Here is a 19,642-nt window from a genome sequence, read left to right on the forward strand (position 1 = left end):
TCATCGTGACATAGCGTGCGCGAAGGGTACCGCCCGTTTATGGAACAATTGGCCTCATGACTGAGAACGCTTCTATCGTCGCCGCGGTGAATGCTCCCGACAGGGTGAGCCTGGACGGACTGGAGACCAAGTGGGGTGCCGCGTGGGAGGAGAACGGGACGTACACGTACGAGCCAACCTCCCGGGACAACACCTACTCGATTGACACTCCCCCGCCCACGGTATCGGGTTCACTCCACGTGGGGCACGTTTTCTCCTACACCCACACGGACATCATCGCCCGGTACAAGCGAATGACAGGCAAGCACGTTTTCTACCCGATGGGCTGGGACGACAACGGTCTGCCGACCGAGCGTCGCGTCCAGAACTACTACGGCGTCCGCTGTGACCCGTCGCTGCCATACGATGTCGACTTCGTACCTCCGCACGATGGCGGCGATGGCAAGTCGATCAAGTACGCGGACCAGAAACCGATCTCGAGGCGCAACTTCATCGAGCTGTGCTGGCAACTGACAGCGGAGGATGAGGAGCAGTTCGAGCATCTGTGGCGCACTCTCGGCCTATCAGTCGACTGGAAGCAGAACTATCAGACCATCGGCCCGAAGGCTCAGAAAGTTGCCCAGGCCGCGTTCCTTCGTAACCTCGCCCGTGGTGAGGCCTACCAGGCGCAGGCACCCGGCCTGTGGGACGTGACGTTCCAGACCGCTGTTGCCCAAGCCGAGCTCGAGGCGCGCGAGTACCCGGGCGCCTACCATAAGATCGCCTTCCACGGCACGGACGAGGACGTCGTCATCGAGACGACCCGGCCCGAACTCCTTCCCGCCTGCGTCGCACTTATCGCCCACCCGGACGATGAGCGGTACCAGCACCTGTTCGGCACGACCGTCACCTCGCCCGTTTTCGGGGTCGAGTTGCCGGTCCTTGCGCACTCGGCCGCCGAGAAGGACAAGGGCGCCGGCATCGCCATGTGCTGTACGTTCGGTGATCTCACTGACGTGCAGTGGTGGCGTGAGCTGTCTTTACCGCTCCGTCCCGTTCTCGGCAAGGACGGCCGCATTCTCCCCGAAACTCCGGAATGGATCACCGCACCTGAGGGTGTCTCTCTCTATGAAGAGATGGCGGGGAAGACGATCTTCTCGTCCCGCAAGGCTGTTGTCGACAAGATGGCTGAGACTGGCGACTTGATCGGCGAACCTGTCAACACTCAGCGCATGACGAACTTCTTCGAAAAGGGCGACAAACCGCTTGAGATCGTGACGTCACGCCAGTGGTACATCCGCAACGGCGGCCGCCCCTACACGGAGGCGAATGGCAAACAGTTGCAGGAGAACCTCCTTGAAGCCGGCAAGGAGCTTGAGTTCTATCCAGACTTCATGCGGGTCCGCTATGAGAACTGGACGCGGGGCCTCAACACCGATTGGCTCATCTCCCGCCAGCGCTTCTTCGGCGTTCCGCTTCCCGTCTGGTACGAGGTTAACGAGAATGGCGAACCCGACTACAGCCGGGTCATCACTCCGACCGAGGCTGAGCTCCCCGTTGACCCGTCAAGCGATGTCCCTGCGGGCTTCACGGAAGACCAGCGCGGTGTCGCCGGTGGTTTCGTCGGCGAAGTCGACATCATGGACACGTGGGCGACATCATCGATGAGCCCGCAGATCGCGACCGGCTGGCTGACCGACGAGACGCTGTTTAACGCGACGTACCCGATGGACTTGCGCCCCCAGGGCCAGGACATCATCCGGACGTGGCTCTTCTCCTCCATGGTCCGCGCCCATCTCGAGTTCGGCGGCCTGCCGTGGAAGAGCGCCGCGATCTCCGGCTGGATCCTCGATCCAGACCGCAAGAAGATGTCGAAGTCGAAGGGGAACGTCGTCACCCCCATGGGGCTACTCGAGAAGCACTCCTCGGACGGAGTGCGCTACTGGGCGGCGTCCGCCCGACTCGGCACAGATGCGGCGTTCGAAGAGAACCAGATGAAGATCGGCCGCCGCCTGGCCATCAAGCTCCTCAACGCATCGAAGTTCGCACTGACGATGGGTGGGGATACCGTCGAGTTCAACCCGGCGAAGATCAACCTCGACATCGACCGCGCCATGGTCGCGACCGTCGCCCGCGTTGTTACCGAAGCGACCGACGCATTTGAGGCCTACGATCACACGCGAGCCCTCGAGGTCACCGAATCCGCCTTCTGGTCGTTCTGTGACGACTATCTGGAGCTCGTCAAAGACCGCGCCTACAACCGAGACGGGCTGTTCACAACGCAACAGAGTGAGTCGGCCCGTGCCGCTCTCGCCCTCAGCGTCGACGCGTTCGTCCGCCTGCTCGCTCCGGTGCTCCCCTACGCCGCCGAAGAGGTCTGGTCCTGGTACGCGCAAGGTTCCGTCCACCGAGCATCCTGGCCGGTTGCCGACGACCTGAGCAAGGCGGCAGCGAATGCCGACGAGAGCCTTCTCGCGGTCGCGGGTGAAGCACTTGCCGCACTTCGTCGCGTGAAGAGCGAGAACAAGGTGTCGCAGCGCACAACCTACGCGTCAGTAGCTATGATTGCTCCTGATGACCATCACGAGCAGATCAACGCGGTCCTGCCTGATCTTCGTCAGGCCGCACACGTACGAGGAACACTCGACATCGTTGCGGGCGATTCCATCGCTATCGCACAGTACGAGCTGGACCCCGCGCCCGCGAAGAATTAAGACCAGCCCTGACAGGGCGGGAAGGCAGCAATGACGGATAACGACCGCCCAGTCAGCTACGCGGAGGCACGCGTCAAGATCAAGGACGATGACAACCTGGCCAAACTTCTCCACAGTCGCGCTGAGGAGAGACCCGACCAGGTCATCATCCAGTTCAAGTCGGCTCTCGGCGATCGCTGGAGTCCGATCACGTACCGTCAGTTCGAAGAATCGGTCCGGGCTCTCGCCCGAGGGTTCATCGCCCTCGGCGTCCGGCCCGGGGACCGGGTCGGTGTTATGTCGCCCACTCGATACGAGTGGAGCCTGACCGACTTCGCGCTGTGGTATGCGGGTGCGTCCGGTATCCCGATCTACGAGACGTCGTCCCGTAGCCAGGCGGAGTGGATCCTGTCCGACTCGGGGTGCCGCTTCATCATCGTCGAGAACATGTCCCTGCGTGACACAGTCAAGCCGCTCCTCGAGACGATCGAAGGTCTTGAGAAGGTGTTCGTCATCGATGATGACTGCCTTGGAGACATTGTCGTACTCGGCGAAGACCTCGACCGTGTCGAGGTGGATCGGGAGATCGATGCCCGTATCGCCAACACCACATCCGACGATGTTGCGACGATTATCTACACGTCTGGCACGACAGGACGGCCCAAGGGTGTTGTTCTCACGCACAAGAACCTGCTCCATGTCGTCATCAACGGCCCAGCTGACCCGGAACTCAACAAGATCATCGCCCACCCGAACGCCAGGACTCTCCTGTTCCTGCCGATGGCACACGTTTTCGCCAGGTTCGTGTCGATCCTCGCAATAGAAGCCGGTGCGATCCTTGGCCACTCCCCGGACACGAAGAACCTCGTGGCCGACATGCAGTCGTTCAAGCCGACCTTCGTGCTCGCGGTGCCCCGTGTCTTCGAGAAGGTCTACAACGCGGCCGATGCCAAGGCGAACGCGTCAAAGGTCAAGGGCCCGATCTTCCGCCGCTTCGCCAAGGTCGCAATCGGGTACTCCCGCGCCCTTCAAACCCCCGAAGGGCCGAGCCCGTGGCTTAAAGCCCAGCATCACCTCGGCGAGAAGCTCGTGTACTCGACCCTCAAGGAGCTGCTCGGCGGGCAACTCAAGCACTCCATCTCCGGCGGCGGCCCTCTCGGCGAACGGCTCGGCCACTTCTTCCGTGGTGCTGGCATTACGATCTACGAGGGCTATGGCCTGACAGAGACCTCGGCGCCGACGACCGTCAACCGTCCCGGTAACATCAAAATCGGCACGATTGGACCCGCCTATCCGGGCGCGCTCGTCACGGTCGATGAGGACGGCGAGATTCTTGTCAAGGGTGACCACGTATTCCCCCGATACCACAACAATGAAGAGGCCACCCGCGACGCCTTCACAGAGGATGGCTGGTTCAAGACGGGTGATCTCGGCTCGCTCGATGACGACCTGTTCGTCACGATCACCGGCCGGAAGAAGGAGATCATTGTGACGGCCAGCGGCAAGAACGTTGCTCCCGCCGTTCTCGAGGATCGCCTTCGCGGCCACCCGATTGTCTCCCAGGTCGTCGTCGTCGGCGACAACCGCCCCTTTATCGGCGCACTCATCACGCTCGATGCGGACATGCTACCGGGGTGGCTCTCGAACAAGGGTCTACCGCCGATGGCGGCCGACGAGGCGGCCGAGAACCCCCAGGTCATCGCCGCTCTCGATAGGGCCGTCAGCCGCGCAAATGAAGCGGTTTCCCGCGCAGAGTCCATCAGGAAGTTCAACGTGCTGACGACGGACTTCACGGTCGACAATGACTATCTCACGCCCTCGCTCAAAGTGAAGCGCCACAAGGTTCTCACCGACTTCGAGAATGAGATCGAGAAGATCTACGCACGCTGATCCTGGCATACGCATCGTTGGGGCCGCGGGGACAGTGTCTCCGCGGCCCCCAGGAGTTCGACAGCACTCCTTCGAGCCGACGGCACCGAGCGGTCCGAAAGTGGGGAGCGGTGTCGCAAAGAGCCATCCGGTCAAGCACATTGATGATCTGAGTGTTCGCCCGAGTGAGGCGTTCACGCAAGGATGACGGCATCCCCGTTTCGCGGATGAGGGTGGGTCACTCCTCGCGTCTTGAGCTTCGTCGCTCAGCCTGTCGCGGCCTTCTTCAACACTAGCCGAATGGCAGTTGGCCACATCCTAGGGCGAGGTCACGTTGTGGATCCAGGTGCCACCACAGCACTCCACGATGTTGTGAGCGTGTAGCAAGAGGAACTCGGGGATGACCTGTGCCAGGTGGGGCTCGTAGCCTCGAGAGACTATCTCGAAGTCCGTGGGACCGTGTCCCACTACCCGCCACGGGCTTCATGGATGGCTGTTCAAGGCCCGACTTCAGGCGTCAAACTTAGGAGTTCTTCGCGAAGTCCTCGTGGTGGCGAATAACCTCGGTGACAATGAACTTGAGAAACTTCTCTGCGAAGACCGGGTCAAGGCCTGATTCTTCAGCGAGCGCGCGCAAACGCGCAATTTGCCGTTCTTCACGCTGAGGATCGGAAGCGGGTAATCCCAGCTCGGCCTTGAGCCGGCCGACCTGCTGCGTACATCGGAAACGTTCCGCGAGGATATGGATGAGCGCCGCATCGATATTGTCAATACTCTCTCGGGCTGTGCGCAGACCCTCAGGGATATCCTGCGGCTCGTCCATATATCTCCTAGGCAGACTTCTTCGAACGCTTGAGCACGAAGGTGGGCTCCCCACCGTCGAGTACCTTCTCGTCAATAATGACGCGTTCGATGTCGGTCCGCGATGGGATCTCAAACATGAGCTCGCGCAAGAGATTCTCAAGTATCGAGCGGAGCCCTCGAGCGCCCGTGCCGCGTTCGACAGCCTTGGCCGCGATGCCGGCGAGGGCGCTGTCGGTGAATTCGAGCTGGACGTCGTCCAGTTCAAACATCTTCTGGTACTGCTTCGCGAGCGCGTTGCGCGGCTCGGTAAGGATCGTGATGAGGTCACTCAGCTCGAGTGCGTCGACAGTGGCGATGACAGGTAGCCGGCCGACGAGCTCTGGGATGAGGCCGAACTTGTGCAGATCGTCGGGTTCAACATCGCTACTGAGACCGCCCGGAATCTCGGCCGAAGGCAAGTCGGAGCCGAACCCAATCGAGCGGCGACCGCTACGAGCCGAGACGATCTCCTCCATCCCCGCGAAGGCGCCAGCGACGATGAAGAGAACGTTCGTCGTGTCGATCTGGACGAATTCCTGGTGGGGGTGCTTACGGCCGCCCTGTGGCGGCACCGATGCGATCGTGCCCTCGATGATCTTGAGGAGCGCCTGCTGAACGCCCTCGCCCGAGACGTCGCGTGTGATCGACGGGTTCTCGGACTTGCGGGAAATCTTGTCGATCTCGTCGATGTAGATGATGCCCTGGGCGGCCTTGTCCGTGTCTCCATCGGCGGCCTGGATGAGTTTGAGGAGGATGTTCTCCACATCTTCGCCGACGTAGCCGGCTTCAGTCAGGGAGGTGGCATCGGCGATCGCAAACGGCACGTCGAGCATGCGAGCGAGCGACTGCGCGAGATATGTCTTACCGGTGCCGGTCGGGCCGATCATGAGGATATTGGACTTGCCGATCTCGACCGGCTCCTCACCTTTCATTGGCACGTCTTGACCGGAACGGATTCGCTTGTAGTGGTTGTAGACCGCGACCGATAGGGTGCGCTTGGCGTTCTCCTGGCCGACGACGTATTCGTTGAGGAAGTCGAAAATCTCTTTCGGCTTCGGCAGAGCGTCGAGGGAGAACTCCGGCTCTTCGTGACCGAGCTCTTCTGCAATGATCTCGTTGCACAGCTCAATGCACTCGTTGCAGATGTAAGCGCCGGAGCCCGTGATGAGCTTCTTCACCTGGCGCTGCGACTTCTGACAGAACGAGCATTTGAGCATGTCGGCTGCGTCAGCTGTTCGAGCCATGAGCGTACCTCCCCTGAACTGTCATTAACTGTAGCGAGATCAGCGCGAATGCGCGAATGCACCACGCGGAGACGGGAGCCCCGAAGGGCTCCCGTCCACATGAGGCTGTCAGCGTTCTCAGGCGTCGATTCTCGGAGCCTTGCGCGAGGTGAGAACCTCGTCGACCAGGCCGTATTCTTTCGCCTGTTGGGCGGTGAGGATCTTATCGCGATCAATGTCGCGGGAGACCTCTTCCTTCGGCTTGCCCGAATGGTCGGCGAGGGTCTGTTCGAGCCAGTCCCTCATCCGGTCGATCTCGTTCGCGACGATCTCGATGTCCGAGGCCTGGCCCTGGACGCCCTGCATGGCGGGCTGGTGGATGAGGATGCGCGCGTTCGGTAGCGCGAGCCGCTTGCCGGGCGCACCCGCTGCGAGAAGAACGGCGGCCGCCGAGGCTGCCTGACCGAGGCACACTGTCTGCACCTCGGGCTTGATGTACTGCATCGTGTCGTAGATCGCGGTCAGCGCCGTGAAGGAGCCGCCGGGCGAGTTGATGTACATCGTGATCATGGCTTCCGGATCCTGCGACTCGAGGACGAGGAGCTGGGCCATGACATCGTCGGCAGACGCGTCATCGACCTGGACGCCGAGGAAGACGATTCGGTCTTCAAACAGCTTCGCGTAGGGATCCTGGCGCTTGTAGCCGTAGGGCGTGCGCTCCTCGAAGGTCGGCAAGACATACCGGGCCTCCGGCATCTGCGGTGCCCTCATGGACGGGAAGTTCAACTTGTGCTCCTGGTTCACTTGGTGCCACCGCCACCCGAGACGAGGTCTGATGTCTCGACAACGTGGTCGACGAAGCCGTACTCCAGCGCCTCCTGAGCGTCGAACCACTTGTCGCGGTCCGAGTCCTCGATGATCTGCTCAACGGTCTTGCCGGTCTGCTGAGCCGTGATTTCGGCCAGCTCCCTCTTCATCTTCATGATGAGGTCGGCGTTGATGCGGATATCAGCGGCCGTACCGCCGGCACCGCCGGACGGCTGGTGCATGAGGACCCGGGCGTGCGGCGTGATGTAGCGTTTGCCGGGCGTTCCGGAGGTCAGGAGGAACTGGCCCATGGAGGCCGCCATACCCATCGCCACGGTTGCGACGTTGGGCTGGACGTACTTCATCGTGTCGTAAATCGCCATGCCGGCCGTGACGGAGCCGCCGGGCGAGTTGATGTAGAGGTAGATGTCCTCGTCAGGATCCTCTGCCGCGAGGAGTAGCATCTGGGCGCAAATCGAGTTCGCGATATCGTCGCGGACTTCGGAGCCTAGCCAGATAATGCGCTCCTTGAGAAGACGGTTAAAGATGTGGTCGCTCAGGCCAAGATTATTGGCCTCGCCCTGCATCGTGGGAAGTGTGCTCAATGGACAGCCTCCTGATTGGTCCTTGCGTTCACTCGAGGTTAACGCACCTTCGAAGTAGGACCTTCCCTCCCCTCTGATTGTTTCGCTGATGGCGCATATGGTAGGCGCCCGCAGGGAAATCCCCGCGGGCGCCTCATGAGAAATCGGGACTACTTATCGTCCTCGTTGTCCCCATCAGACGTCTCGTCGGACGAGGCCTCGTCCTCTGCTGACGTCTCGTCTTCTGACGAGGTCTCTTCGACATCGACAGTCAGGTCCTCGGAGTCTTCGGCGAAGGTCGCTGCTGCTTTCGCGTTCTCCTCGACCGTCTTCTCGTTTTCGTCGATGACAGAGGTGACGTCGACCGGCTCGCCGTCGGTGTCGACGACCTTGACCTCCCGCAGGGCGAGAATGAGAGCCTTATTGCGGGTGAGCTCACCGGCGAACGCGCTGACCTGGTTGGTCTGGACGGCGGCCTGAAGGAACTGGTTCGGGTCCATGCCGTACATCTGGGCCTGCTGGACCATGAACTCAAGTAGCTCGTCCTGGCCAATGGTGACGTCGAGCTTCTCGCTCACGGCCTCAAGGATCATTTGGTCGCGGAACCCCTTTTCGGTGTCCTCACGGATCTCCTCACCATGCGCGTCACCCTCTTCCTTGCCCTCGGCCTCGAGGTGGCGCTTGATCTCCGCGTCGATGACACGGGCGGGGACGGGGACCTCGATGAGCTTGTTGAGCTCTTCGAGCAGGAGATCGCGCGCACTGTAAACGACCTCGGTCGTCTTGTCCTTCTCAGCGGACTCGCGAAGATCAGCCTTGAACTCGTCGAGCGTGTCGAATTCGGATGCGAGCTGAGCGAAATCATCGTCAGCCTCGGGAAGCTCGGACTCCTTCACCGACTGGACCGTAACGGTCACCTCAGCCTCTTCGCCCTCGTGCTCGCCGCCCGCAAGGGTCGATGTGAAGGTGGCAGTTTCGCCAGCCTGGAGGCCCTCGAGGGCCTCGTCGATGCCGTCGAGTAGCTGGCCGGAGCCAAGCTGGTAGGAGATGCCGGACACGGAGTCGACAACCTCATCGCCGATTCTCGCCTCCATGTCGATCGAGACGTAGTCCTTCGGCTCGACCGCCCGCTCAACGGACTTGAGAGTGGCGAACCGCTCCCTCATCTCCGTCAGGCGCTCTTCGACGTCCTCGTCTGTGACGACGGGCTTGTCGACCGTCACCGTGATGTCGGAGAACTCCGGAAGCGTGATCTCGGGGCGGGTGTCGACGGCGATTTCGAATGTCAGGCTGCCGCCGGGCGCGCCCTCCATATTCGGCCACTGCGTGATGTCAACCTCGGGCGGGCCGAGCGGTGCGAGCTCGTGCTCGGCGATCGCGCTCTGGTAGTAGCCGTCGAGGGAATCGTTGACTGCCTGTTCGACGATCGCGGGGCGGCCGATCCGGCTCTCAAGGACGCGCATCGGGACCTTGCCACGACGGAATCCCGGGATGTTGACCTGCTGGCTCAGCTTCTTCGCCGCCGCCTCAACGGCCGGCTTCAGCTCCTCATACTCGACCTCAGCGGTGATCTTTACCCGGGTCGGCTCGAGCTGTTCAACATTGCTCTTCACGAAAGTTACTCCAGTCATTGGCGGTGTGGCAGGCAGCCACTCACGATCTCCTGCAGCGTGTGCAGACATACCGCGTCATTCTACGACACGGGGGCAGTCAATTCACACTGCATCTTCCGGTTGTCTATGCCACGACGTAGCGGCGTACAGCACACTCTGTCACAGCTGAGTAAGACCGATAGGCGGCCGCAGATGACGGGCCAGTATAAATTACCGCTCTCCCGCCGATGGGGATATCCCACAAGAATGTCGTCGTCGTCGGCTGGCGCCGAGTTCGAGATGCCAGCGTTGAACGCTGGTCGGGGTGGCGGGACTCGAACCCACGACCTTCCGATTTGTCTTTCGTTGAATTACCGCCGAAAAACCTTGGAATTAAGCCAATATCTCTACTTCCGGCAAGTCGCTATCTTCCACCACCTGCCATCAGATAACATGATCTTACACCCTTGAAGGGGGTGAATGGAGGGGCGTTCGCGGAGTGTCGGAGGAATCATGGCTAAGAAGCGTCGATCTTTCGGGAAGATTCGCAAGGTGCCTCGAAAGACTTTCAAAGGCGGCATCGGCTATGAAGCTTCGTTCGCGAACCCGCGATTCGGCTATGACGGTGAGCCGCACCGGATAGCGCGCACATTCCGGCAAGCGTCGGTTGCCGCGAAGTGGCTGTCGAAGCAGGAATCGGCCATTGACGGAGATACGTGGAAGTCTCCCTCGCAGGTGAAGGCTGAACGGGAGCTCGAGCAGCTCGCTTCCAGGGGCCGCACGTTCGGAGAATACGCGGCCGAATGGATGGAGAAGCGTCATCTAACGCCGGCCGTGAAACGTACCCACAGTTCTCTATTGCGCGTGCACTTGTTGCCGCGTTGGGGAGCCGTGCCGCTGAGACAGATAACGCCGGAAGCCGTCGATGACTGGGCGCTGCTCGAGCTCGCGCCGGGCGCGCCGGGCGCGCGAAAGAATGCTTACGAATTGTTTCGCGCGATTCTGAATACGGCTGTCGCGTTGGAGATTATCGACCGGTCGCCGTGCGTGTCGGTCACGGACAAGAACTTCGCTCAGTCATTGAAGGGTGAGAAGTCTCGCCGGCATGAACCTCGGTCACTGCCCGATAGCGAGATAGCGGCCATTGTGAAGGAGTTGCCGGCGCACGCGGTGCCGATGTTTCTATTCATGCTGATGACCGGACTGCGGCTAGGCGAAGCCCGCGAACTTCGCTGGAAGGATGTAGACCTCACGACAGGTATTTGTACGGTCAGCCGGAGCGTGTCGGGAGTAGGCCGAAACCTCGTTGTTCGAGACGGGACAAAGACCAAAGCTTCCAACCGCATTGCCCTACTTGGGCCGCACACGGTGAAGCTGCTGCACGACGTGCGAGAACGTCAAGACAAGCCGGCCGCTACCGACCTGATCTTCCCTTCCGTCAATGACCGTTCGAAGCATTACGCGGAATCGCTGTTCAATAAGAACTTGTATCGCGCGTGTGACAGTCTCGGCTTGGAGCGCGCGTCAGCGCACGACCTCCGCCATACCTGGGCTGACCGTGGCGGCCGAAACGCTGAATCGATTAAGGACGTTCAAGATTCGCTTGGACATGCTTCCGCGTCAATGTCGCTGCGCTACATGAAGTCATCGACCGACGCGCGCCGAGTGTTACAGGCAGCCGTCGAAGAACAATTCACGACAGCGCTAGAAAGTGGGGCATTGTGAGCAATTCTTGGAACTATGTTGTGCCTGATTACTACTCCTCGAGCTGGCACAGCCGCGCGGTGAAGGTAACCTCGGCACCTCTCGACTGGCCACGTATCGGCGTTTATTGCCCTCATGACCCCGCCCCGTTTCTGTTCGGATCGTTCGAGATTTCTGCAATGCTCATGGAGCAGAGGAATGAGCTCAACTGGGCGTTCAGTAGTAAGTACATGGACAGCAGAGGCAATCTGTTTCAGCTTCGAACTCGAAAGGCGGCTGACAGGCAGACCATCGTTGATGACGCGCCCGCCGACTATGACCAGTTATCCAACGAAGTGCAGGCTGCAATGTTCGGTGGAGACTGGAGCGCACTGGCGAAAGCACAGGCTGAGATGGACCACTACAACGCAACCGCGCGCGGCCGAACCAAGTTCACCTGCAACACTTGCGGAGACAGCATGATCGTTCGATCTGAGACGGTTCAGCAGCCGTTGACAACGGCATACCGTGGCGGAGTACGCGAATTGACCCTGAAACAGCTGCGCCGCGTCCTTTGAGTTACATGCTTGTCATTTAGTTGCTACACTGGAAGCAGGCCGGCTAGGGCTAGAACCTAGTGACGGGGTTTGACCTGACTGGGATGCAAACAATTCAAGTCCTCCGAGCAGAGGAGAATTTCTCATGCTCGAAGGACTTCTTTCATGTCTAAGGCAATTTCACTTAGAGGCCGCGTAGCCGCCCTATCACGGTCCCGCCCTGCCGACGATGCCGACCTGATTCATGCGCGCACCGATCTCGCAGTGCAAACAATTCGCGACTACATCATCGACCGGTTAGCCGGACTTCCACCACTCAGCGCTTCTCAGATAAGCCAGCTGACTGAGCTGATTGCCGACGGCGGTGACCGCTCATGACCACTATTGCCATGATCGAGGGCCGCGCACTCTACAGCATCAGTGAAGCCGCCCTCATGCTCGGCATTTCAGAGCGCGCATTGAGGGAATGGCACTACGCGAAACGCATTAAGACCGTGAAGCTCGGCCGCCGCGTCATGGTGCCAGCCACCACTATCGCCACCATCATCGATGAGGGAGTGGCGGACCATGACTGAGACAAAAAGAATCCGCCCCCCGGCTAGGGAGGCGGACCCTGGGCACATTCAAATGGCTGGAATGCTTACGCCTATTCTACCAGCTACGACAGCCGAAAAGGCGTACGATCCGCACGCAGACACGCGTCCTGCCGACACTTTCTTCCGCGATTCGTATGCGGTGCTCGTGCGCGGGAAGGCAGTCCGCCGGCACTTGTACTTCAACCTCCCAGCTGCACAGAACGCGGTGAGGCGTGCCGAGAAGCGCGGCGACCGTGCCGACATGATCTTGGTCAAGCTCGTTCCCGTTGACAGCCGGCACCTCGAGCGGGAGGTGACCAGCAATGACTGAGACAGCCTATGAACGCATTATCGCGGCATTGCACCGGCACGGCTCGACTGTGAGAGAGCGCGGCGAAGGACAGGCAACAGCACAGTGTCCCGCCCACGATGACGGCAACCCCTCGCTATCAGTCACGGCAGCAGCTGAGAACGCGCTCATGCACTGTTTCGCAGGATGCAACGCAACCGACGTACTCGCAGCGCTCGGCATGACAATGCGCGACTTGTACGACAATCCGCGCGAAACGACATATTCATATGTTGACCGTGACGGCGTAATCAACCGGACAGTGACACGGAAGGTACAGGCCGACGGGAAGAAGAAGTTCTTTCAGAGCATCACGGGTGACGGCGTGATTCTCTACCGACTGCCGGACGTTGCCGCCGCTGTCGAGCTCGGCCAGCCCGTCTATCTCGTAGAAGGTGAGAAAGACGCAGACAACGCACGCACGCTGACAGGCGTAGCGGCGACGACAGCCCCGCAGGGTGCCAGCAACTTCCGCCATGTTGACGTGTCTCCCCTCGAGGGCGCGCATGTTGTGGCCGTGGTCGATAGGGACACTGCCGGCGACAAGTGGGCACGCGACGTTGCCGCGAAGCTCGAGCATGTAGCAGCGTCCCTCACCTTCATGGAAGCAACCATCGGGAACGATCTAAGCGACCATCTAGCGGCCGGGAAACCCCTCGACGGGCTCACCCCCTACCGGATGCCGGTACAGCCCTCACAGGACGATACAGGCCCCTCAAACGAGGAAGGCCGACACCTTGTAGTCACGTCCGCAGCGGAGATTAAGCCGCGCCGCGTCACATGGGCATGGCAAGACCGGATCGCCCTCGGCACCCTCTCACTGCTCGCCGGCAAAGAAGGCTTAGGCAAATCCACATTGGCCGTTAACGTCGCCGCACAGGTCACACGCGGCACGCTACCGGGCTCGAATGAGGGCAAGCCCCGCGCCGTCATCTACGCCGCCACAGAGGACAGCTGGGAACACACGATTATCCCGCGCCTCATAGCCGCCGGAGCAGACCTGAACCGCGTCTACCGCGTCGAAGTGGCAACCGCGACAGGGTTCACCACCGGATTGAACCTGCCCCGCGACATATCCGCCCTACAGGACGTTGTGACCGAACGAGACGTAGCACTCATGATCTTGGACCCCATCATGTCCCGGCTCGACAACCTCGACACACACAAAGATGCCGAGGTACGGCAAGCGCTCGAACCGCTCGTGCGCATGGCCGACGAAACAGGCATGGCAATCCTCGGACTAATCCATCTCAACAAGTCCAGTCACGACCCGTTGAACGCCGTCATGGGCTCCAAAGCGTTCACAGCCGTTGCCCGCTCGGTTCTCTCGGTAGTCCCAGACCCTGACGATGAGACAGAGCAGCGGCGACTGTTCGGCGTAGTGAAAAACAATCTCGCCCGCGTCACCCCCTCATCGACCGCGTTCACCGTGGAGAGTGCACCCCTCGACCTCGACGGGGAAACAATCACCACCGGCCGCGTGCACTGGCACGGCGATTCGGCAACCTCGATTAAGACCGCCATGAGCGACCCCGGTATCGACACGCAAGGCGTGACCGAGGAAGCCGCCGAATGGCTATCCGACTACCTCACGATGCACGGCGAAGTCGCTTCCAAGGATGCCAGGCGTGACGGCACGAAAGAGGGCTTCTCAGATGCTGCTATCCGGCGCGCGGCCCGCAAACTTGGCGTGAAGTCCGAATACAGCGGCTTCCCGCGCACAAGCCGATGGAGCCTACCGGCTCAGTCAGCGCAGTCTGCTCACGACCTCCCTGGGGAGACTTCTATTAATGAACACACTGAGCCAACTGGGCTATCTCAACGAAAAGTCGGTATCCAGTCAGCGCAGTCTGCTCAGTCAGATCACGTCTCCAAGACGGATGAGCTGACTGGTGAACCGACTGCATTCACGGCCCTACGCTGCTCGCGCTGCTCACGCATGATGACAACCCCGCCGGCCGGGGAACCGTACTGCACAAACCACGAATGCGAGACGACATGACCAGATTCCTGACCGTCACGAAGCGGGTATGGGGAGACAGCCGCGGCCGAGACCGTCTCGGAGCCCTCATCACAACCCGTAACGGCCGATACCTATTCATCGATCGGCACGAAATCCGGGCCGTATGCGACGACCTGCACGACATTGCCGACAACTACGACACACAGCTGAAAGGCGAACAGCAATGACCGACCTCGACCCGGCGACCGAGCTCGAAGCAACCCTCGATGAACTCGAGCGCGTACAAGACGAACTCGAAACACAGCGCCGCCACCGCAAGCACTGGCAGCAGCGCGCCACCAAAAACATGCGCGCCATCAGCCAGATAGAGAGCGCGGTACGCGCCTACCGAGATACCTACGATGACCCGCTAACCCGCGCGACATTGACCGCGCTCGCAGTCTATGTTTCACAACTGAAAGGCGAACTATTCAATGACAAACGCGGCTGACACTCCCAACCAGATCGACAACCAGGAAGGCACAGAAATGGCTACGACAGGCGACAACACCACAACAACGGAGCAGACCCCCACAGAGCCCATGACAGACGCTCAGGAAGCCACACAGGCGGCCGAGAAGCCCGAAACGAAAGGCAACCATGAGGCCGCGAAATACCGGCGGCAAGCCCGCGAATGGGAAGCCAAACATGCCGAGATGAAAGCCGAGCTCGACACACTCAGACAGCGCATGATCGAACGGGAAGCCGCCCAGATCATTGCCAACCCAGCTGTGCTGTGGGACCTCGGCTTAACCGTCGATGACTTCACAGACCCCGAGACCGGCATCCTCGAGACCGAAACCATCGGCGCGAAGGTCACCGAGGTACAAGAGCGCCTAGGGCTTGCCCGTAAGCCGCGTGCGCCCCGGCCCGACCCGTCACAGGGCGCGGCCGGCAGCAGCGGATTCCACACGGACGCGGCCCGCTGGATCGACACCCTGCAAACGCTGGGCCGAGAGAACTAACCGCACACAATTCTGGCACCTGCCCGAGGTACAATGATCCTTGTAAGGGACGTTCCTCGGCCAGGTGCCAGACGCTTCCCGAACAGTCAGCCCCAGGAGGGCACGCCGCGACAGGCCAGGAGCCCGCGACGAACCCACATCATTCCTGAAGTAATGGAGCTGACATCATGACTTTCACAACCGCTAACCCCCGCGCATTCTCCCCCGACGAAACATTCGTCGCCCGAGAGATTGTTCCCGATGCACTCATCTGGCAGCTGACCACCATTGCCGGCGCTATCGAAGGTGACGCGCCCGCCGTGCGCGTACCCTACGTCAAGGCAGACCCTTCCCCCGGCTTCGTCGCCGAGGGAGAACAGATCGATGAATCCGCGCCTACCCTCGATGAGATTCTGGTCAAGACCGGCAAGATCGCAACCCTGATGAAGCAGTCCAACGAATCGGCACGCTCGAGCAGCGAAGCGACCTCGGTACTGTCCGCATCCCTGACACGCTCAGTCATCACCAAGGCCGACACGGCACTGCTCGCTAACGACCCGCTCACCGGCGGGCCGGAAGGGCTGCTGACCCTGACCGGCATTCAGGACGGCGGCACCCTCGGCACTAACCTCGATGAGATTGCAGACGCTATCACCCTCATCGAAGCGGCCGGCGGCACCGCGACCAACATCGTCACAGACCCTGCAACGTGGGGACATCTGCGCAAGATGAAGATCGCCGCTGATTCGAACGTGACACTTCTCGGAGACGCAGCAGTTCAGACACAGCGCACGCTGTACGGAATGCCCGTCAACGTCACGGCCGCCATGACTGAGGGAACAATCCTCATCATCGACAGCTCGCAGATCATCTCATCTGTCGGTCCTATCCGGCTCGAGCAGTCCGAGCACGCCTACTTCGACCTGGATGCCGTGGGCCGCCGGGTGACGTGGCGTATCGGGTGGAACGTTGTCCGCCCCGAACGACTTGCCAAGATCGCAGTCACACTGCCAATCGCCGAATAACCGACAGCGAACAGTGGACCGAGTGCCGCGCCGAGCAACCTCAACACGCTTAGCGCGGCACTCTCACAACCTCGACAGCTCACCAACACAACATGAAGCGCGAACGCTCAACACACGCGCGACACACACACGACAGCACGACCGCACGACCGCACGACACAGACGACCAGACGCACCCCCAGGGGAGGTTCCCTGCCACGCGACACCGCTGGACCGCTGGGGAGAGAAGAATCTACTGCGAATAGATGGGCTTTCGACCTTACGCCCCTCGAGCTCGAGCAGAGCCCTTCTCTCGTTTCCCGTTAACCGTTGCCAGCTCAATGAAAGATGGAGATCATTCCGATGCCTGGACCTAGATTCGACCCTAATTCTCAACGCTCAGATACACGCGGCATCACGCTCGTTACACTGCCTCAAACCGGCTACAAGGGACGTGCACCGAGATGGCCGAAGCCGATACCGAAGGACGATAACGGGATCGAAACCGCGTTGTCTGCTCGAGCTCGAGCGCTGTGGCGGCAAGCGTGGAAAACCCCGCAAGCGTCGAAGTGGATAGATGAGCCGTGGCGGTTCGAAGTGATTGCCGAGTATTGCTTAGTCATGGCGACGGTGGAAGATGACGCGGCCCGCTCAGCGGCCCTCATCGGCCAGCTGCATCGATACCGGGACCAGCTCGGGCTCACGCCGGGAGGTATGCGCGATAACGGGTGGACGTTCGGACGTTCGACTGAGCCGCCGCGCTCGGTCGGCAGAGCCACCGGCGGTTCCAGAGCTCGAGCGCTGCGCGGCTGAACGGCCAGCCCCGGACCTCCCCCCTCGGCCCATATCGGGACCGCTTCGCGTATAGGCCCTGACAGTCTGTACGGGTTTCCAGGTTTCTACGCGCCCCGTCGAAGCGTCAGTCGGCTTCCAGTTCGCGTTCCATCTGTTCGAGCGCGGCCACCACCTGCCGAACATCATCGTTGATGGGCATAGTGCGCACGTCGGCCAGCTCACGGCGTACCGCTGCAATGTCGCGGCCGAGCAGAGCGTAGAAAGCGTGCTTCATTGGATCTTCCACGGCCACTATCTTCGCCCACCGTCCTAGGCTGTGGCGACTGGATTAAACCCGCAAACGGTTGTGGTGTGAGTGCACACAGGCGGACACCCTACGGGTGTGGCATTTAGTTGAACCCCTGCCCCAAAACTGCCCGCCGACCTCGAAACCGTCTACGACTGTTCACCCACGCTGAACGGACCCCCTCAAATTTTGAGAGTGTCGGAACCAGTGGCACCACGTCCGCCAGCTTTGCGGGCATGTCCGTGCCGGTCGCACGGCAAAGAGTTTCTTATACCGGCCGTTATCTGTTCGCTCGATAGCGCATTGAGCCGCGTGGAGACGGTGAGAAAGCACGCGGGAGCCTGACAGCCCCTAGACGCTCACAGCGCGTTCTGTGAGCGATTAGGACGGTCAGACCCTACTGGGAGTGCTTAGCCGCGTCAGAGCGCGCCAGATTGCTTGCCAGCGCGTATTCGAGTGCTTCCCGGAAAAGGGCGACGGCTTCTTCGAGCTCGGCCCGCGATTCAGGGAACACAGCGGAGAACGCCGGAGAAACCTCGGCCAGACCCGGCACATCATCATTGATGACCAGATCGACTGAGAACGCTTCTTCGCCGGCTGCGTCTCTCAGCTTCCGGCTGTGCATCCGGTCGAAGTGTCCCTGCCGCAGCGCGATAGCGTCATCCGCGTGTCGCTCGCACCAAGCGGGACAGGGGGCGTAGTTGGAAGTAATATCGGTCATGGCGGTGCCTCTCGGTTAGGTATCGTCCAGCCCACCAAGTGTTTGCGCACTGTGGTGGGCATCTATTTTGATACCGGCGATCGATTCCGCTGGGGAGTGAATAGAGGGGTGAGCCTCTAAACAGAAACGCCGGTATCTCGTTTTTCGTTGAGATACCAGCGTTACATTCCGTCGGGGTGGCGGGACTCGAACCCACGACCTTCCGCTCCCAAAGCGGACGCGCTACCAACTGCGCCACACCCCGATGCTGCCATCGCAGCAGATCTCATCTTAGAGTGCGGATTGGGCCGATTGGAAATCAGTCCCATGATCTTGCTATTCTCAAAGCCGTGCGGGTGTAGCTCAATGGTAGAGCCTCTGCCTTCCAAGCAGATGGTGCGGGTTCGATTCCCGTCACCCGCTCCGCTCTCCCCGGTGATGTGCCGGGGATTTTTCCGACTCGGTCTGAGCCTCCGGACCTCACAAAATAGCGGCCTGCACGCACCTCGTCCGACGGTGTCAGCCGCACGGAAACTTAGGCCCAATGGCCCCTTGTCGAGCTCCCCTCTCAGGAATAGTGTGACGCCACACACAGTGGAGGTTCGAGATGAGGATCATGATCGTTTACGAATCGGCATGGGGACATACGCGGATGATCGCAGAGGCAATCGCGGAAGGTCTCGGCGCGGAACCGCCGATAAGCGTCGAGGATGCTAGCCCGCTCAGCGGACTCGAGGTTGACCTCCTCGTCCTTGGCGGGCCGACACATGCGTTCGGTCTCTCCCGCCCGAGCACGCGCGAGGATGCTCACCGTCGCGGGGGTCGGAGGCTCAGCACCGGTCTACGGGAGTGGATCGACGAGGCGGCGGTATCGTCGCTGTCGGTCGCATTATTCGACACGAAGGTTCACCGGCCGAACCTGCCTGGATCCGCCGCGAAGAGTGCAGCGAAGAAGCTTCATCGGATCGGTTGCCGGGTCGTTGCCGGCCCTGAGCATTTCTGGGTTGAGGACTATGGTGGTCCGTTGCTCGCAGACGAAGTTGAACGGGCACGAGAATGGGGCGCTCAGCTCAATCAGCTCACTGTCGCCTAACACTCCCCGACCCGCCCCGCTGACGACGCCAGTGACACCCTGACGCTCGGGGTGCTGACACGTT

At 60.8% G+C, this 19,642-nt stretch carries 20 protein-coding genes and 2 tRNA genes; 14 read left to right on the forward strand and 8 right to left on the reverse strand.

Features of this window, described 5'->3' with window-relative positions:
- Positions 1-56 precede the first annotated feature (56 nt).
- The gene (valS, locus tag H7E91_RS06075) at positions 57-2,693 is read left to right on the forward strand and encodes a valine--tRNA ligase (RefSeq protein WP_182354202.1); all 2,637 of its coding nucleotides are present in this window, start codon (positions 57-59) and stop codon (positions 2,691-2,693) included.
- A 30-nt stretch (positions 2,694-2,723) separates the two neighbouring features.
- Entirely contained in the window at positions 2,724-4,562 is a 1,839-nt protein-coding gene (locus H7E91_RS06080) for an AMP-dependent synthetase/ligase (protein WP_182354203.1), read from the forward strand.
- A gap of 502 nt (positions 4,563-5,064) precedes the next feature.
- Here H7E91_RS06080 and H7E91_RS06085 read toward each other — a convergent pair.
- The 5 genes from H7E91_RS06085 to tig all read right to left on the reverse strand — a co-directional run bounded on the left by H7E91_RS06085 (position 5,065) and on the right by tig (position 9,680).
- Complete coding sequence (locus tag H7E91_RS06085) at positions 5,065-5,364, reverse strand: chorismate mutase (RefSeq protein ID WP_182354204.1); 300 nt, start codon at positions 5,362-5,364, stop codon at positions 5,065-5,067.
- Positions 5,365-5,371: 7 nt separating this feature from the next.
- Complete coding sequence (gene clpX, locus H7E91_RS06090; RefSeq protein WP_182354205.1) at positions 5,372-6,628, reverse strand: ATP-dependent Clp protease ATP-binding subunit ClpX; 1,257 nt, start codon at positions 6,626-6,628, stop codon at positions 5,372-5,374.
- A gap of 117 nt (positions 6,629-6,745) precedes the next feature.
- On the reverse strand, positions 6,746-7,378 hold the full coding sequence (locus H7E91_RS06095) for an ATP-dependent Clp protease proteolytic subunit (RefSeq protein WP_182354254.1): 633 nt from the start codon (positions 7,376-7,378) through the stop codon (positions 6,746-6,748).
- Positions 7,379-7,407: 29 nt separating this feature from the next.
- Positions 7,408-8,001, reverse strand: coding sequence for an ATP-dependent Clp protease proteolytic subunit (locus H7E91_RS06100; RefSeq protein ID WP_182354255.1), 594 nt, complete (start codon positions 7,999-8,001; stop codon positions 7,408-7,410).
- A gap of 167 nt (positions 8,002-8,168) precedes the next feature.
- Positions 8,169-9,680: a trigger factor gene (gene tig, locus H7E91_RS06105; RefSeq protein ID WP_241698428.1), complete on the reverse strand. Its 1,512-nt coding sequence runs from the start codon at positions 9,678-9,680 to the stop codon at positions 8,169-8,171.
- 423 nt (positions 9,681-10,103) lie between these two features.
- On the opposite strand from tig, the gene H7E91_RS06110 reads away from it, so the two are divergent.
- The 10 genes from H7E91_RS06110 to H7E91_RS06155 all read left to right on the forward strand — a co-directional run bounded on the left by H7E91_RS06110 (position 10,104) and on the right by H7E91_RS06155 (position 17,517).
- On the forward strand, positions 10,104-11,315 hold the full coding sequence (locus H7E91_RS06110; RefSeq protein ID WP_182354206.1) for a tyrosine-type recombinase/integrase: 1,212 nt from the start codon (positions 10,104-10,106) through the stop codon (positions 11,313-11,315).
- A 20-nt stretch (positions 11,316-11,335) separates the two neighbouring features.
- Positions 11,336-11,851, forward strand: coding sequence for a hypothetical protein (locus H7E91_RS06115; protein ID WP_182354207.1), 516 nt, complete (start codon positions 11,336-11,338; stop codon positions 11,849-11,851).
- A gap of 353 nt (positions 11,852-12,204) precedes the next feature.
- Complete coding sequence (locus H7E91_RS06120; RefSeq protein ID WP_182354208.1) at positions 12,205-12,405, forward strand: helix-turn-helix domain-containing protein; 201 nt, start codon at positions 12,205-12,207, stop codon at positions 12,403-12,405.
- A 61-nt stretch (positions 12,406-12,466) separates the two neighbouring features.
- Positions 12,467-12,736: a hypothetical protein gene (locus H7E91_RS06125; protein ID WP_182354209.1), complete on the forward strand. Its 270-nt coding sequence runs from the start codon at positions 12,467-12,469 to the stop codon at positions 12,734-12,736.
- Positions 12,729-14,756, forward strand: coding sequence for an AAA family ATPase (locus tag H7E91_RS06130; RefSeq protein ID WP_182354210.1), 2,028 nt, complete (start codon positions 12,729-12,731; stop codon positions 14,754-14,756). The genes H7E91_RS06125 and H7E91_RS06130 overlap by 8 nt, the downstream gene beginning before the upstream one ends.
- The gene (locus H7E91_RS06135; protein ID WP_182354211.1) at positions 14,753-14,944 is read left to right on the forward strand and encodes a hypothetical protein; all 192 of its coding nucleotides are present in this window, start codon (positions 14,753-14,755) and stop codon (positions 14,942-14,944) included. Before H7E91_RS06130 ends, H7E91_RS06135 begins: the two co-directional genes overlap by 4 nt.
- Positions 14,941-15,207: a hypothetical protein gene (locus tag H7E91_RS06140; protein WP_182354212.1), complete on the forward strand. Its 267-nt coding sequence runs from the start codon at positions 14,941-14,943 to the stop codon at positions 15,205-15,207. The genes H7E91_RS06135 and H7E91_RS06140 overlap by 4 nt, the downstream gene beginning before the upstream one ends.
- Positions 15,191-15,721, forward strand: coding sequence for a hypothetical protein (locus tag H7E91_RS06145; RefSeq protein WP_182354213.1), 531 nt, complete (start codon positions 15,191-15,193; stop codon positions 15,719-15,721). The genes H7E91_RS06140 and H7E91_RS06145 overlap by 17 nt, the downstream gene beginning before the upstream one ends.
- Before the next feature lie 167 nt (positions 15,722-15,888).
- Positions 15,889-16,725, forward strand: coding sequence for a phage major capsid protein (locus H7E91_RS06150; RefSeq protein WP_182354214.1), 837 nt, complete (start codon positions 15,889-15,891; stop codon positions 16,723-16,725).
- Between the two features lie 600 nt (positions 16,726-17,325).
- Positions 17,326-17,517 carry a hypothetical protein gene (locus tag H7E91_RS06155; RefSeq protein WP_182354215.1) on the forward strand — a complete coding sequence of 64 codons (192 nt, stop codon included), beginning with the start codon at positions 17,326-17,328 and terminating at the stop codon, positions 17,515-17,517.
- A gap of 106 nt (positions 17,518-17,623) precedes the next feature.
- Here the strand turns inward: H7E91_RS06155 and H7E91_RS06160 are convergent, their stop codons facing one another.
- The 3 genes from H7E91_RS06160 to H7E91_RS06170 form a co-directional block, all read right to left on the reverse strand.
- Positions 17,624-17,773, reverse strand: coding sequence for a hypothetical protein (locus tag H7E91_RS06160; protein WP_182354216.1), 150 nt, complete (start codon positions 17,771-17,773; stop codon positions 17,624-17,626).
- Positions 17,774-18,182: 409 nt separating this feature from the next.
- Positions 18,183-18,506, reverse strand: coding sequence for a hypothetical protein (locus tag H7E91_RS06165; RefSeq protein ID WP_182354217.1), 324 nt, complete (start codon positions 18,504-18,506; stop codon positions 18,183-18,185).
- A gap of 171 nt (positions 18,507-18,677) precedes the next feature.
- Positions 18,678-18,750, reverse strand: a tRNA-Pro gene (locus H7E91_RS06170).
- An 87-nt stretch (positions 18,751-18,837) separates the two neighbouring features.
- On the opposite strand from H7E91_RS06170, the gene H7E91_RS06175 reads away from it, so the two are divergent.
- Positions 18,838-18,908, forward strand: a tRNA-Gly gene (locus H7E91_RS06175).
- 193 nt (positions 18,909-19,101) lie between these two features.
- A complete protein-coding gene (locus tag H7E91_RS06180; protein ID WP_206680368.1) occupies positions 19,102-19,578 on the forward strand; it encodes a flavodoxin family protein in 477 nt (158 codons plus the stop codon).
- Positions 19,579-19,642 lie beyond the last annotated feature (64 nt).

The organism is Flaviflexus huanghaiensis, from assembly GCF_014118685.1.
In the GTDB taxonomy this organism is placed as follows: domain Bacteria; phylum Actinomycetota; class Actinomycetes; order Actinomycetales; family Actinomycetaceae; genus Flaviflexus; species Flaviflexus huanghaiensis.